At 72.6% G+C, this 14,837-nt stretch carries 12 protein-coding genes; 3 read left to right on the top strand and 9 right to left on the bottom strand.

Annotated features, from left to right (window positions below):
* Positions 1–2: 2 nt before the first annotated feature.
* The 6 genes from rpmF to recG all read right to left on the bottom strand — a co-directional run bounded on the left by rpmF (position 3) and on the right by recG (position 5,560).
* Positions 3–176, bottom strand: a complete 174-nt coding sequence (rpmF, locus tag ACFZDC_RS20915; RefSeq protein ID WP_003951102.1) for a 50S ribosomal protein L32 — start codon at positions 174–176, stop codon at positions 3–5.
* 2 nt (positions 177–178) lie between these two features.
* Complete coding sequence (locus ACFZDC_RS20920) at positions 179–832, bottom strand: YceD family protein (protein ID WP_391325838.1); 654 nt, start codon at positions 830–832, stop codon at positions 179–181.
* A gap of 133 nt (positions 833–965) precedes the next feature.
* A complete protein-coding gene (locus ACFZDC_RS20925; protein WP_391325840.1) occupies positions 966–2,018 on the bottom strand; it encodes a cell division initiation protein in 1,053 nt (350 codons plus the stop codon).
* Between the two features lie 57 nt (positions 2,019–2,075).
* The gene (gene coaD, locus ACFZDC_RS20930) at positions 2,076–2,555 is read right to left on the bottom strand and encodes a pantetheine-phosphate adenylyltransferase (RefSeq protein ID WP_391326089.1); all 480 of its coding nucleotides are present in this window, start codon (positions 2,553–2,555) and stop codon (positions 2,076–2,078) included.
* Positions 2,556–2,581: 26 nt separating this feature from the next.
* Complete coding sequence (gene rsmD / locus ACFZDC_RS20935; protein ID WP_391326091.1) at positions 2,582–3,199, bottom strand: 16S rRNA (guanine(966)-N(2))-methyltransferase RsmD; 618 nt, start codon at positions 3,197–3,199, stop codon at positions 2,582–2,584.
* Positions 3,200–3,340: 141 nt separating this feature from the next.
* Positions 3,341–5,560, bottom strand: coding sequence for an ATP-dependent DNA helicase RecG (gene recG, locus ACFZDC_RS20940; RefSeq protein WP_391325842.1), 2,220 nt, complete (start codon positions 5,558–5,560; stop codon positions 3,341–3,343).
* Between the two features lie 202 nt (positions 5,561–5,762).
* Between recG and ACFZDC_RS20945 the strand changes: the two genes are divergently transcribed.
* On the top strand, positions 5,763–7,589 hold the full coding sequence (locus ACFZDC_RS20945; RefSeq protein WP_391325844.1) for an HSP90 family protein: 1,827 nt from the start codon (positions 5,763–5,765) through the stop codon (positions 7,587–7,589).
* Entirely contained in the window at positions 7,589–10,645 is a 3,057-nt protein-coding gene (locus ACFZDC_RS20950; protein WP_391325846.1) for a tetratricopeptide repeat protein, read from the top strand. Before ACFZDC_RS20945 ends, ACFZDC_RS20950 begins: the two co-directional genes overlap by 1 nt.
* Before the next feature lie 12 nt (positions 10,646–10,657).
* Here ACFZDC_RS20950 and ACFZDC_RS20955 read toward each other — a convergent pair whose 3' ends face one another.
* Positions 10,658–12,409: a DAK2 domain-containing protein gene (locus ACFZDC_RS20955; RefSeq protein ID WP_391325848.1), complete on the bottom strand. Its 1,752-nt coding sequence runs from the start codon at positions 12,407–12,409 to the stop codon at positions 10,658–10,660.
* Positions 12,410–12,668: 259 nt separating this feature from the next.
* Between ACFZDC_RS20955 and rpmB the strand changes: the two genes are divergently transcribed.
* Positions 12,669–12,854 (top strand): 50S ribosomal protein L28, encoded by a 186-nt coding sequence (rpmB, locus tag ACFZDC_RS20960; protein WP_003993230.1) that lies wholly within the window; start codon positions 12,669–12,671, stop codon positions 12,852–12,854.
* A gap of 121 nt (positions 12,855–12,975) precedes the next feature.
* Here the strand turns inward: rpmB and thiD are convergent, their stop codons facing one another.
* Positions 12,976–13,764 carry a bifunctional hydroxymethylpyrimidine kinase/phosphomethylpyrimidine kinase gene (gene thiD, locus ACFZDC_RS20965; protein ID WP_391325850.1) on the bottom strand — a complete coding sequence of 263 codons (789 nt, stop codon included), beginning with the start codon at positions 13,762–13,764 and terminating at the stop codon, positions 12,976–12,978.
* On the bottom strand, positions 13,761–14,726 hold the full coding sequence (locus tag ACFZDC_RS20970; protein ID WP_391325852.1) for a thiamine-phosphate kinase: 966 nt from the start codon (positions 14,724–14,726) through the stop codon (positions 13,761–13,763). The genes thiD and ACFZDC_RS20970 overlap by 4 nt, the downstream gene beginning before the upstream one ends.
* Positions 14,727–14,837: the final 111 nt, after the last annotated feature.

A 14,837-nucleotide genomic window follows, 5' to 3' on the forward strand; every position in this document is an offset into this window, starting at 1 on the left:
GCTCAGACTTCGAGGACCTGGCGCTTGTTGTAGGTGCCACAAGACGGGCACGCGATGTGCTGCTGCTTGGGCTCGTGGCAGCGCTCGCACGCAACCAGGGTGGGGACCGCAGCCTTCCACTGCGACCGGCGGTGGCGCGTGTTGCTGCGCGACATCTTCCGCTTCGGAACAGCCACGGCTACTTCTCCTGCTTCTCGTCGACGTGTGCTGATCGAGGCACGTCGCCGCTCATCTCGTCCTTCTCGCCGTCTTCGAGTGAACCGGCGAGTCCCTGCAAAGCCGCCCAACGGATGTCGACGGCGTCGTGGTGGTGGTCCGGGTCGTCCGCGAGCCGCACTCCGCACTCGGAGCACAGGCCCGGGCAGTCTTCCTGGCACACCGGCTGCATCGGCAGTGCGAGCACCACCGCATCGCGCAGCAGAGGTTCGAGGTCGAACAGGCCGTCCTCGAGGTAGAACCTGTCCTCGTCGTCCTCGGCGTCGTCGCCCGGTTCCGCGATCACGCGGCCCCGGTCGTCGGCGTCAGGGTACGAGAACAGTTCCTGGAAGTCCGCTTCGAGCTCCAGCTCGAGCGGCTCCAGACACCTTACGCACTCCCCCTCGGCCTGTGCACGGGCGGTGCCTGTGACGAGCACCCCTTCCATGACCGACTCGAGCCGGAGTTCGAGCTCCACCGGGGCGCCTTCCGGCACTCCGATGACTCCCTGGATACCGAGGTCCCTGGGGGCGTCGATCGTGCGGGTCAGGCGCTGCAGCGCGCCAGGACGCCGACCCAGCTCGTGCGTGTCGAACACGAGGGGGTTGCGGTGGTCGAGGCGGGCGTTGGAAGCCATTCCTGCTTTCGATCTTCGAACTCGGAGGGACGCCGCCCGTCGGGGTTCCCGGGCAGCGGTGATCGCGGACGTAGGCGCGACCGAAGAGCCAGGATACTGGACCTTTCGCTCAGGTCCCAATCCGGTGCGTGGGCTACAGGCCGCGGCCCTGTTCGTACGCGCGCAACTGCTCCGCGCTGATCATGCCCGTGTCGAAGAGGCTGGTCTCGTCGAGAGCGTAACCCTGCTGGGCCTGCTGGTGCTGGGCCTGCTGCTGGTCGTAGGCGGCCTGCTGGGGGTCGTAGCCCTGGTAGCTGTAGGGGTCGGCCTGCTGGTAGCCGTACGGGTCCTGCTGGGCGTAGTCGGGCTGCTGCGGGTAGCCCGCGTACGGGTCGGGCTGCTGCTGGTAGCCGTAGGCCGGCTGCGGCTCGTACGACGGCTGCGCCGGCTCGGACTGCTGCGCCTGCGCCGGGCGCTCGGCCGGGGTGTCCGTGAGGGCCGCGAGGTCGGCGAGGTAGTCCGCGTCGCTGGAGTGCTGGAAGGTCGTGGTGTCGTCGGCGAGGGCGCCGAGGTCGTCGGTGGCGATCCGGCCGTGCAGTTTCTGCCGGCCGCGGCCCACGGCCTCCAGGGTCTTGGCGAGGACCGCCTCGAAGGCGCCCAGCTTGGCGTCGACGTAGGAGTCGGCGTTGTGGCGCAGGGTCGCCGGGTCCTGGCTGCGCTCGGGAGCGTCCTCGTCCTCGTAGCCGTTCTCGTCCAGGCCGGGCCCGGTGCCGAGCAGCTTCTCGCGGCCGCGGCCGACCGAGCCGAGGGTCTTGGTGAGGACGACCTCGAAGTTGGCGAGCTTGGAGTCGACGTAGTCGTCGGCCTCGGCGCGGACCTCCTCGGCCTCCTTGCGGGCCTCGGCGAGGATCCGGTCGGCCTCGGCCTGGGAGCGGCGGGCGATCTCGGTGTCGGAGATCAGCGAACCGCGCTCGGCGTGAGCGTTCTCGATGATCCGCTCCGCCTCCAGACGAGCCTGCTCGACCATCTGTTCCCGGTCGCCGATCAGCTCCTGCGCCTGCGCCAGGGAGCCGGGCAGGGCCTGGCGCACCTCTTCGAGCATCGCGAGCAGCTCGGCGCGGTTGACCACGCACGAGGCCGACATGGGCATGGACCGGGCGCTGGAGACCGTGGAGACGATCTCGTCGAGCTTCTTCTGGACGTCCACCTGTGCTCGCCACTCTCTACAGCTGTGTTGGAGACGGACGGGACGACTGTAGCCCGTTCAGTCCTTGCGCAGCCGCTTGTTGAGGGCCGCGAGGACGGGGGGCGGCACCAGGTGGGAGACGTCGCCGCCCCAGGCCGCGACCTCCTTGACGAGCGAGGAGGACAGGAAGCTGTAGGTCGGGTTCGTCGGCACGAACAGCGTCTCGACCCCCGTGAGCCCGATGTTCATCTGGGCCATCTGGAGTTCGTAGTCGAAGTCGCTGACCGCGCGCAGGCCCTTGACGATGGCGGGGATGTCGCGCTGCTTGCAGAAGTCGACGAGGAGGCCGTGGAAGGCCTCGACCCGGACGTTGGCGTACTCGGCGGTGACCTCGCGGATCAGCGCGATCCGCTCCTCGATCTCGAACAGGCCCTTCTTGGACTGGTTGATCATCACCGCGACATAGACCTCGTCGTACAGGCGGGAGGCGCGGGCAATGATGTCGAGGTGTCCATTGGTGATCGGGTCGAACGACCCGGGACAGACGGCGCGGCGCACTTGTGATCCCTCGCTCTCCGGTCCGGTCATCGTGCGTCTTCGCACGTAGAGGCGGCGCGACCGTACCAAAACGTTCCCTCGCCGTAACGACGGGCCCGGATCGCCTCGAAGCCGTCGGGCCATCGGAATTCGCCACCTCTGGTGCTGCGCTCCACGGTGACGAGGGCTTCCTCCGTGAGCCACCCCTCCGTGCGGAGTGTGAGCAGGATCTCCCGAAGATCGTCGTCTTCGACGGCGTACGGGGGATCCAGGAAGACGAGGTCGTACGGCTCGGCGGGGGGTGGCGTTCTGATGATCTGTTCCGCTTTGCCCGCTCTCACCTCGGCGCCGGGCAGGCCGAGGTTCTTCACGTTCTCCCGGACGATCCTCGCCGCGCGGGCGTCGGCCTCGACCAGCAAGGTGTGGCTTGCGCCCCGGGACAGGGCCTCCAGGCCCACGGCTCCGGAGCCGGCGTAGAGGTCGAGGACCCGTTCGCCGTCCAGCGGGCCGCCGAGGAGGGACTGCCAGGTGGAGAAGAGGCCCTCGCGTGCGCGGTCGGACGTGGGCCGGGTTCCGGTGCCGGGGGGCACCGACAGGCGGCGTCCGCCGGCCCGGCCGGCGATCACGCGGGTCATGTGGGGGTCCTTCGTCGTGGGCGGCTTTATGAGTCAGTTTGGCAGGCCCGAGGGGGTCGGTGCCCGGTCGCTTCCGGCGGGAGCGGGCTCGTCGTGACTGGTCGCGCCCCGGCGGCGGAGCCGCGTGTCGACACAGCCCCGCGCCGGCCCCGCGTCCTTGGGGAATCACCTTCAGCCCTTGTCCAGGTACTGCTCCCTCTCCTCGTCCACCAGGGCGTCGAGCGCCGTGCGCAGGCCGGGCAGGTGCTGTAGCTCCGGATCGGCCGCCACGATCGCCGCCGCCTCCTGCCTGGCCTCCGCGATGACCTCCTCGTCCTCGATGACCGCCAGCACCCGGAGGCTGGAGCGGGCGCCGGACTGGGCCTGGCCGAGGACGTCGCCCTCACGGCGCTGTTCGAGGTCGATGCGGGAGAGTTCGAAGCCGTCGAGGGTGGAGGCCACCGCGTTCAGGCGCTGGCGGGCCGCGCTGGCCTCGGGCATCTCGGTGACCAGGAGGCAGAGGCCGGGGGCCGAGCCCCGGCCGACGCGGCCGCGGAGCTGGTGGAGCTGGGAGACGCCGAAGCGGTCGGCATCCATGATCACCATGGCGGTGGCGTTGGGGACGTTGACGCCGACCTCGATGACCGTCGTGGCGACCAGGACGTCCGTCTCGCCGGCCGCGAAGCGGCGCATCACCGCGTCCTTGTCGTCGGGGTGCATACGGCCGTGGAGGACCTCGACCTCAAGGCCCTGGAGGGGGCCCTTGGCCAGGTGGTCGGCCACGTCGAGGACCGCGAGCGGGGGGCGCTTCTCGGCCTCGTCCTCCGGGGTCTTCTTCCCGCCCGCCTTCTTGGGGTCGTCCTCCTCGTCCCCGATGCGGGGGCAGACGACGTAGGCCTGGTGGCCGTTCCCGACCTCCTCGCGCACCCGCTCCCAGGCGCGGGCCAGGAAGTGCGGCTTGTCGGCGGCCGGGACCACGTGGGTGGCGATCGGGGAGCGGCCGGCCGGGAGCTGGTCCAGAACCGAGGTCTCCAGGTCGCCGAAGACGGTCATCGCAACCGTGCGGGGAATGGGGGTGGCCGTCATGACCAGCAGGTGCGGGGGCTGCTTGCCCTTCCCGCGCAGGGCGTCGCGCTGCTCGACGCCGAAGCGGTGCTGTTCGTCGACCACGACCAGGCCGAGGTCGTGGAACTGCACCTTGTCCTCGATCAGGGCGTGGGTGCCGATGACGATGCCGGCCTCGCCGGTGACCAGGTCCAGCAGGGCCTGGCGGCGGGCGGCGGCCCCCATGGACCCGGTGAGCAGCACGACTTTGGTGGCGTGCTCGGCGCCGCCCAGCAGCCCGCCCTCGGCCAGCTCGCCCATCATCTCGGTCACCGAGCGGTGGTGCTGCTGGGCGAGGACCTCGGTGGGCGCCAGCATGGCGGCCTGGCCGCCGGCGTCGACCACGGCGAGCATGGCGCGCAGCGCCACCAGGGTCTTGCCCGAGCCCACCTCGCCCTGCAGCAGCCGGTGCATCGGATGGTCGGTGGCGAGATCGTCGAAGATCTCCCTGGAGACCTTCTGCTGGCCCCCGGTGAGGGTGAAGGGCAGGCGGTCGTCGAAGGCCGTGAGGAGGCCGTCCGGCTTGGGCTTCCGCGGCGCGGCCGGGAGTTGGGCGTCGGCGTACCGGCGGCGGGCCAGGGCCACCTGGAGGACGAAGGCCTCGTCCCACTTGAGGCGGGCGCGGGCGTCGGCGATGTCGGCCTTGGTGTGCGGGCGGTGGATCTTGAGCAGGGCCTCGGGGAGGGTGACCAGGCCCCGGCCCTCCCGGAGGGAGGGCGGCAGCGGGTCGAGGGCATCCTGCGCGCTGGGCAGCACCGTCTGGACGGCCTTGCCGATCTTCCAGGACTCCAGCTTGGCGGTGGCGGGGTAAAGGGGGATCAGGGCACCGGCCCAGGTCTCGACGGTTTCCTCACTGTCACCCTGTAGCAACTCATAGGCAGGATGGGCGAGTTGGAGGCGGCGGTTGAAGACGGAGACCTTGCCGGCGAACATCGCGCGCGTGCCCGGCAACAGCTCCTTGTGGGGCTTGTGAACGCCGTTGCCGAAGAAGACCAGTTGGAGGCGGCCACTGCCGTCGGTGATCGTGACCTCGAGGCGCTGGCCCTTGCCTCGGGGCGCCTTGGACGAGGCGAAGGTGTGCAGGCGGGCGTCTGCGACCTGGGCGACCACCGTGACGTGCTCGTCCATGGGGAGGTCGGCGAGGTGGGTGAGCTGTCCGCGCTCCTCGTATCTGCGCGGGTAGTGGTGCAGGAGGTCGCCCACGGTGCGCAGGCCGAGGTGCTCGGCCATCACCTTCGCGGTGGCGGGGCCGAGCACTGACTTCAGTGGTTGTCTCAGTGGTTCTTCCAGTGCGGGCACGAGATCCATTGCACACCACGGCACCGACAATGCCGTAGACGCGACCCCACGAATTGGGCCCGGCATGCCGTATTCGTCTGGGAAACCGCTGGTCAGGTGGTCCGTTCCGGCTCTAGGATGGCGCGCTCCGGCCATCCCCCGCGGTCACCGCCCCACCCGGGACCGCCCGACCCCGCGCCGAAGGCACGCTCCCCCCACCGGCGCTGCGACGATGGACTCCCAGACCTCACAGTCATCCCAGGCATCCCAGTCACCTCATACGTTCCAGGTCGACCTGCGTGGTCTGGTGGACCTGCTCTCCCATCACCTCTACTCCAGCCCCAAGGTCTACCTGCGCGAACTGCTGCAGAACGCGGTGGACGCCATCACCGCCCGGCGGGCCGAGGAGCCCGGGGCGCCCGCGCGCGTGCGGCTCCACGCGGCGGACGGGTCCCTGCGGGTGGAGGACAGCGGCGTCGGGCTCACCGAGTCGGACGTCCACAGCCTGCTGGCGACCATCGGCCGCAGTTCCAAGCGGGCGGAGGGCCTGCAGGAGGCCCGGTCCGACTTCCTCGGCCAGTTCGGCATCGGCCTGCTGGCCTGCTTCGTGGTCGCCGAGCGGATCCGGGTGGTCAGCCGCAGCGCCCGTACGCCCGGGGCGCCGCCCGTGGAGTGGTCGGCGAGCGACGACGGCTCCTACACCGTGCGGACACTGCCGGACGAGGCGCGGCCCGAGCCGGGCACCACCGTGCATCTGGTGGCCCGGGCGGGCGCGGCCGAGTGGCTGTCGCCCGAGCGGGTCCTCACCCTGGCCCGGGACTTCGGCTCGCTGCTCCCGTACGACGTCCGGGTGGGCGAGGAGGCGGTCACGGACCTGCCGGCGCCGTGGGACCGGACCTATCCGAGCCCCGCCACGCGCAGGGTGGCCCTGGCCCGGCACTGCCACGAGCTGTTCGGTTTCACCCCGCTGGACTCGATCGACCTGGACGTGCCGCTGGCCGGTGTCCGCGGGGTGGCCCACGTGCTGCCGACGGCGGTCAGCCCGGCGCAGCGGGCCACGCACCGGGTGCACCTGAAGGGCATGCTGCTGACCGAGCGGGCCGAACAGCTGCTGCCCGACTGGGCGTTCTTCGTGCGCTGCGTCCTGGACACCGACAGCCTGCGGCCCACGGCCTCGCGGGAGTCGCTGTACGAGGACGAGACCCTCGCGGCCGTACGGGAGGCGCTCGGCGAAAGGATCCGGTCCTGGCTGACGGGGCTCGCGGCCGGCGATCCGCAACGGCTGGCCGCGTTCCTCGCCGTGCACCACCTGGGGGTGAAGTCCCTGGCCCGGCACGACAGCGACATGCTGCGCACCATGCTGCCGTGGCTGCCGTTCGAGACGACCGACGGGCAGCTGTCCCTGGAGGAGTTCGCGCAGCGGCACCCGGTGGTGCACTTCACGCGGACGGTCGAGGAGTACCGGCAGGTCGCGCCGATCGCCTCGGCGCAGGGCGTCGGGGTGGTGAACGGCGGCTACACCTACGACAGCGAGCTGGTCGAGGCGCTGCCGTCGGTGCGGCCGGGGACGGTGGTCGCCGAGCTGGACGCGGACACCGTGACCGCGCACCTGGACGCCGTCGACGCGACGGAGGAACTGGCGCTGTCCGGCTTCCTCGCGGCCGCGCGCGCGAAACTCGACCCGCTGGGCTGTGACGTCGTCCTGCGCGCCTTCCATCCGCTGTCGGTGCCCGCGCTGCACCTGGACGACCGGGCCGCACGGCACGAGCAGGCGCGGGCCGAGGCCGAGGAGCAGGCCGACGACCTGTGGGCGGGCATCCTGGGCTCGCTGCGCGGCAGCGCCCCGCGCGCGCGTCTTGTCCTCAACCATCTCAACCCGCTGATCCGCAGGATCAGTTCACTCAAGGACCCGGAGCTGATCGGCACGGCGACCGAGTCGCTGTACGGGCAGGCGCTGCTGATGGCGCAGCGGCCGCTCAGGCCGGCCGACTCGGCGCTGCTCAACCGGGCGTTCATCGGCCTCCTGGAGTGGGCCACACACGGGGAGAACGGTCGCTGATGGCTGAGATCACGGACTTCGACGCGCTGCGCCGGGCGATGGCGGAGAACTCCGAGGAGCCGGAGGGTCCCGCACGTAACGCGCGCGCGGAGCAGCTGCTCGCCGAGGCCGAGAAGCTGAACATCCCGCTCGCCGTGATCGAGGCGCTCGGGCACCAGCTGAAGGTCTACAACTACAGCTCCGAGAAGGACCGGATGTTCGTCCCGTTCGCGCGGCTGCTGCGCATGTGGGACGAGCGGCCGGCGGACTTCGACGAGTACGAGGCGCACACGCTGCACTGGGTCTTCAAGTGGGTGTCGGCGGGCATGCTGGACCAGCCGCACATCCCGCTCGCCTCGGTCGAGAAGTGGCTCGGCGAGATGGAGCACCGCTACCGGCTCGCGGGACATTCCGAACGCGCCGTGCGCAGCGCGGAGTTCAGTGTGGCCGCACATGTCGGGGACCTGGAGCGGGCCGAGCGGGCGTATGCCGCGTGGCTGGCCGCGGACCGGGACCGGATGGCCGACTGCCACGCCTGCGAGCTGCACGGGCAGGGCACCTGGCAGGCCGAACGCGGCCGGGACGAGGAGGCCCTGCGGCTGTGGCGGCCGGTGCTGGAGGGCGAGTACAGCTGCGCCCACGAACCGCACACGGTCCTCGCCTCCTCGCTGGCCCCGCTGCTGCGCCTGGGGCGCCTGGACGAGGCCCGCGCTCACCATCTGCGCGGTTTCCGCCTCGTGCGCCCGATGGAGAGCATGCGGGGCGCCTACGCGGACCACGTCGAGTTCTGCGCACTGACCGGGAACGAGGCGCGCGGTCTGGAGCTGCTCGCCGAGCGGCCGTCGTACTTCACGGACACCGGGCATCCGCGCAGCCGGCTGGACTTCATGGCCGTGGTGGCGCTGCTGATGGAGCGGCTGACCGGGCTGGGTCTCGGCGAACGGCAGGTGCCGGGGCCTGCGGGGCGGTCGTGGACGGCGCGGGAACTGGGCGTCCACGCGCGCGCGGAGGCCCTGGAACTGGCCGAGCGGTTCGACCGGCGCAACGGCACGTCGCACATCGGCGACCGCGTCCGCGCGCGCATGGCCCGGCCTCCCCTGGTGGAGCGGCTGCCGCTGGGCGTCCGTACGGTGCGTTCCGCGCCGGCGCCGGCGGTCACGCCCCCGGCACCGGAGGCTGCCGAGCAGCCGGACCTGTCCACCCTGCTCACCGAGGCGCGCCGGCAGGCGGACACCCTGCGACCGCATGCCCTGGAGGCCTGGGCGGCGGTCGCACGGGCCGCCGAGGGCGTCGAACTGGACCCGCGCGACCGCGCGGAGATCGCCGACCACGAGGCGATGGCGCGCGGCCCCGAGGGCATCGCCCTGTTCGAGCGGGCCGCAGCGCTGTACGCGGAGGCGGGCGACCCCGGGGAGGCACTGGCGGCACGCGCGCGTGGAGCGTACGTACGCGCGCTGACGGGAGACGTGGACGCGGCGCTGACGACGGTCACCGGGCTGTACGACGAGGCACTCGCGCTGTACGCCGAGGAGTCCACCGGAGTACGGCAGACGGCGTCGGTGGTGATGAGCCGGGCACGGATCCTCATGCGGCGGGTGCAGGAAGGAACCCCGGAAATACCGGAAATACCGAACACGGTACCGGGTGAGGGCGAGGGGGGCGTGAACGCGGGCGCGGCGACGGCGCGTGCTCGTGGTGATCTCGCGGATGCCGAGCGGGCCGTGCGTGAGGTGCTGGCCCTCGTCGACGGGCGCGCGGGCGACGACGTGCGGCTGGCAGCGCGGGCCGCCGAGGCGCGGGGGATGCTCGCCGAGCTGGCCGAACGGTCCGGGGAGGCCGGGCGGGCGGCCCAGCTGTTCCGGCGGGCCGCCGCCGAGTACGTGGGCGCCGGGCTGCCGTGGTTCGCGGTGGAGTACGAGGTCCGGGTCGCGGCGCTGGCTCACCAGCTCGGCGACCTGGCCGAGGCCGAGCGGGCACTGCGGGCCGCCCTGGAGCACGGCGGGCCGTACGTGGAGCCGATCGGTCGGGCCCAGCTGCATCTCCAGCTCGCCGAGGTGGCCGGCGGCCGGGGCGAGGCCGGCGAGGCCGCGGAGCACGCGCTGGAGGCCGCGCACTGGGCCGACGAGGCGGGCGAGAGCGCCACGCTGGGCGCCTGGGCGCGGCACCAGCTGGGCGGCTCGCTGCTGCGCCAGGGGCGGCACGCGGAGGCCGCCGAGGTGCTGGAGTCGGCGCTGCCCGACCTGTCCGCCCAGACGCACGGCGACGGGGCGGTCGTACAGGCGCAGTGGTGGCTCGGGGACTGCCTGAGCGAGCTGGGTGAGCACCGGGCGGCCGCCGAACACCGGCTGCAGGCCGCCGAGATCGCCCGGCACTGGCCCGAGCAGCAGGACCACGCGACGCTCGCCCACCTCGCCGCCGAGTCCCTGAGCAACGCGGGCCTGCTCGAGGAGGCGGACCTGGCCTACGCGCGTGCGGGCGAGCTGTGGCGGGTCCTGGGCAACCCGCACTTCCTCGTCCGCTCACTGCGCGCCCGCGCCTGGCTCGCGCTGCGCGGGGAGGCCGGGGCGGAGGGCGCGCGGGAGCTGATGGCGGACGCGGTGGGCGCCTGCGAGGGTGCGCTGCGGGCCGCGGCGGACCCGGTGGCCAGGGGCCAGCTCGTCACCGAACTGGGCAGCACGCACCGCCAGTTCGGCGACCTGCTGGCCCGCTCGGCGGCCGAGGAGCCCGAGGAGCCCGAGGAGCCCGAGGAGCCCGAGGAGCCCGAGGAGCCCGAGGAGCCCGACTACTCCGAGTACGACGACCAGGTGGTCCAGGGCGCGTTCGAGGCCGCGCTGATCCAGATGGACCGCGCGGCCGAGCTCTTCGGCACGCTCGGTGCGGAGGGGCTGCACGGCCGTACCGGCGCCGAACTCGCCGCGGGCCGGCTGGAGGCCGGCCTCGGCCGTCCCGCTAGGGCGGCGGCACGCGCGCGTGGCGTGCTCGCGGCCTACGAGGGTGCCGACGGGACGGACGAGACCGTGCGGGCGCGACGAGCGGAGGCGGAGCGGATGCTCCGGCTGGACCGGACCGGGCAATGACCCGGAGCCGGTTCACTCCACGCCGATGAGCAGCAGCGCCCCCTGCCGGCCGCCCCGGTACACCACCGTGTCCACCGCGAGGTAGGACTCGCGCACGCGTGCCTCCAGGTGGCCGGCGACGTTCTCGGGCGCCTCGTCGCCGACGACCAGGGTGACCAGTTCGCCGCCGGCCTGGAGCATGCGGTCCAGGAGGGTCTCGGCGGTGGCGGTGACGTCCGGGCCGATCACGGCCACGTCCCCGTCGATCAGGCCCAGGACGTCCCCGGCCTGGCAGATGCCGGCCGTCGTCCAGGACTGGCGTTCGGCGACGACGACCTCGGCGTACCGGGTGGCGCCCGCCGCCGAGGTCATCTGGACGACGTCCTCGTCGAACCGGCGCTCCGGCGCGTGCACGGCGAGCGCGGCGATGCCCTGGACCGCCGAGCGGGTCGGGATCAGCGCCACCCGTATGCCTTCGGTGCGGGCCTGCTCGGCCGCCGCGGCGGCCGTGTGGCGCAGCTCGGCGTCGTTGGGCAGCAGCACGACCTCGCGCGCGTGGGCGCGCCGTACGGCCTGTACCAGTTCCCCGCTGGCGGGTGGCTCCCCCGGGCGCGCGAGGACGGCGGTCGCACCGGCGTCGGTGTACAGCCCGGCCAGGCCCTCGCCGGGCACGACGGCGACGACGGCGCGCTGCGCGCGCTCGCGCGGCGGCCGCTCGCCGCCGGTGTGCACGTCACCGAGCCCGAAGTGGGTGATCCGGATCCGGTAGGGGCGCCCCGCCTCGATGCCCGCCTCCACGGCGGCGCCGGCGTCATCGACGTGCACGTGGACGTTCCACAGCCCGTCGCCGCCGACCACGACGAGGGAGTCGCCGAGGGCGTCGAGCCGCTCGCGCAGCCGGGCCACGGCCTCGTCGCCGGCCTCCAGGAGGTAGATCACCTCGTAGGCGGGGCCGTCGGCCTCGGCGCCCTCGGCGCACAGGCCCGCCTCGGAAGCGGGCTCCACGCGCGCGTGCGCGTCGGAAACGGCCTCCACGCGCGCGCGGGCGTCAGACGCGGCCTCCATGCGCGCGTGCGCGTCGGACACGGCTGCGAAGACGGCTTCCGGTGTCCTCGGGGTCTCCCGCACCGCCTCCCCCGTGAAGGCCTCCACCAGTGCCCCCAGCACCACCACGAGTCCGCTGCCGCCCGCGTCGACCACCCCGGCCCGCTTCAGCACGGCCAGCTGTCCCGGAGTCGCCGCCAGGGCCGCCCTGGCCCCCTCGTAGGCGGCCCGTGCCACCGATCCGCAGTCGCCCTCGGCTCCCTCGGCGGCGTCCGCCGCGGCGGACGCGACCGTCAGCACCGTGCCCTCGACCGGGTGGGCCACGGCCTCGCGGGCGGAGTCGGCGGCGTGCCGCAGGGCCAGCCGCAGCCCCGCGCCGCCGGTGTGAGAGGCGTCGCCGGGCGCCCCTTCGGCCAGTACCTGGGCCATGCCCCGCAGCAGCTGGGCGAGGATCGTCCCGGAGTTGCCCCGGGCGCCGATGAGGGCCCCGTGGGCCATCGCGCGCACGGCGTCCGCGAGGGAGGGCTCCCGCGCGCCCGTGCCGTACCCGTCGAACACGGCCTCCACGGCGGTCGCCGCCGATTCCAGGGTCAGGTAGAGATTCGTCCCGGTGTCGCCGTCGGCCACGGGATAGACGTTGATCGCGTCGATCTCCTCGCGGGCCCGCCCCAGTGCCCGCAGCGCCAGACCACACCAGGTGCGCACCGCGAGAGCATCGAGTGTCTGCGGCACCTGCGCCACCTGCGCCTCCCTGAGCTGCTTGGACGTGGGAGGCAGCGTAGACCCCGGAGCGGTGTCCTCCGGAAGAGGGCCGGGAGCAGGCCCCTGAGCTGCCATGGTAGTTTCGTTGTACGGACGCAGTCGTTGTATGCTGCTCCGGTTGCCCGATCCTGATCGGGCCATTCCCCTGGCAGCGCCACTCAAGATCTCTGGTCTCAGGACCTTGATCCCGGCATGCCGGGATCAACCGTAAGTGCATCTGAAGTCTTTGGAGTGACCCGTGGCTGCCAACTGCGACGTCTGCGGCAAGGGGCCGGGCTTCGGCAACAACATCTCGCACTCGCACCGCCGTACGTCCCGCCGCTGGAACCCGAACATCCAGCGTGTGCGTACCGTGGTCGGCGGGACGCCGAAGCGCGTGAACGCTTGCACCTCGTGCATCAAGGCCGGCAAGGTCTCGCGCTGACGCACATCCCCCAGGCTCTTTACGAGCAGGGGGGAACCCCATCGCGCGCGGCCACTGCTGGTTCGCTGCTTGAAGCCGGTCCACCTCCGGGTGGGCCGGCTTTTTGCCGTACCCCGGCGGCTCACGCCCGGAAGCGCCAGCCGTGATCCACCGGCCCGATGCCCGCCCCCAGTGCGAACCCGGCCGCGATCGCCCCCGTGACGTACTCCTTGGCCTCCCTGACGGCCTCCGGCACGGCCAGCCCCTTCGCCAGCCCCGACGCGACCGCGGAGGCGAGCGTGCAGCCGGTGCCGTGGGTGTGCCGGTTGTCGTGGCGGGGGGCCCGCAGCCAGTGCTCCTCGGAGCCGTCGGTGAGCAGGTCCACCGCCTGGTCCCCGTCCAGATGGCCGCCCTTGATCAGCGCCCAGCGCGGCCCGTACTCCAGCACGGCCGCGGCGGCTCGCCGAAGATCACCTTCGGACTCGACCCGGACGCCGGTGAGTTGGGCCACCTCGTCCAGGTTGGGCGTGGCCACGGCCGCCACCGGCAGCAGTTTCGTACGGACCGAGTCCAGCGCGGAGGCGGCCAGCAGCGGGTCGCCGTGCTTGGAGACGCCCACCGGGTCCACCACGGCGGGTGCGGCCGTGCCGGAGATCAACTCGGCGACCGCCTCGACCAGTTCGGCCGAGGCCAGCATGCCGGTCTTCACGGCCTGGACGCCGATGTCGTCGACCACGCTGCGGTACTGGGCCCGTACGGCCTCCACCGGCAGTTCCCAGGCCCCCTGCACCCCCACGGAGTTCTGCGCGGTCACAGCCGTGATCACGCTCGTCCCGTGCACGCCGAGCGCCAGCATCGTCTTCAGGTCGGCCTGGATGCCCGCCCCGCCGCCGGAGTCCGAGCCCGCCACCGTGAGCACCCGGGGGATCATGACTCGATGTCCCCGAAGTGGTCCCAGCCGCCCTTGCTGGTCCAGGGGGCCCCGTCGACGGTCACCTGGGGCAGTGCCGAGGGGTTGAGGACCTCACCGATGACCTTCCAGCGGGCCGGCAGCTTGGTGTCCTGCGGGAAGGTCGCCACGATCGCGTGGTCCTCTCCCCCGGTCAGCACCCACTGCAGCGGGTCGACGCCGACGGCCTGCCCGATGTCGTTCATCTGCGAGGGGATGTCGATCGCGCCGGAACGGATGTCGATGCGGACCTTGCTGGCCTCGGCGATGTGCCCCAGGTCTGCGATCAGGCCGTCGCTCACGTCGCACATCGCAGTCGCGCCGAGCGCGGCCGCGGCCGGGCCCGCGTGGTACGGCGGTTCGGGGCGCCGGTGGGCCTCCACGAACGCCCGCGGGGAGCGGAAGCCGCGGGAGAGCACCGCGAAGCCGGCCGCGGACCAGCCGAGCCAGCCCGTGACGGCCACCAGGTCGCCGGGCTGCGCGCCCCCGCGGGTCACCGGCTCCTGGTTGCGCAGATCACCGAGCGCGGTGATCGACACCATGATCGTGTCCCCGCGTACGACGTCCCCGCCGACCACGGAGGCGCCCGCTACCTGGCACTCGTCGCGCAGGCCGTCCATCAGCTCGCTGGGCCAGGTGACCGGGAGCTCGGCCGGGACGACCAGGCCGAGCAGCAGCGCGGTCGGTACGGCGCCCATTGCGGCGATGTCCGCGAGGTTCTGCGCCGCCGCCTTGCGCCCGACGTCGTAGGCCGTGGACCAGTCGCGGCGGAAGTGCCGCCCCTCCAGCAGGATGTCGGTGCTCGCCACCACCCGGCGGTCGGGCGCGGCGACCACCGCGGCGTCGTCACCGGGGCCGACCCGGACCACCGGGGTGGTGGTGAGACGGGAGGTCAGCTCCCTGATGAGCCCGAACTCACCTAGCTCACCCACTGTGCCCTTCATTGCCTCAAGCCCCTTCTGTGCCGGTCCGTGCCCGGTCGCGCGTCATCAGTGTCCCCGATACGGTCGAAGTGACCGTCAACTTCTGTCGTGCCTGCACCCTGGCGCGCAAGC

It is taken from the genome of Streptomyces sp. NPDC007905, assembly GCF_042959345.1.
GTDB lineage: Bacteria > Actinomycetota > Actinomycetes > Streptomycetales > Streptomycetaceae > Streptomyces.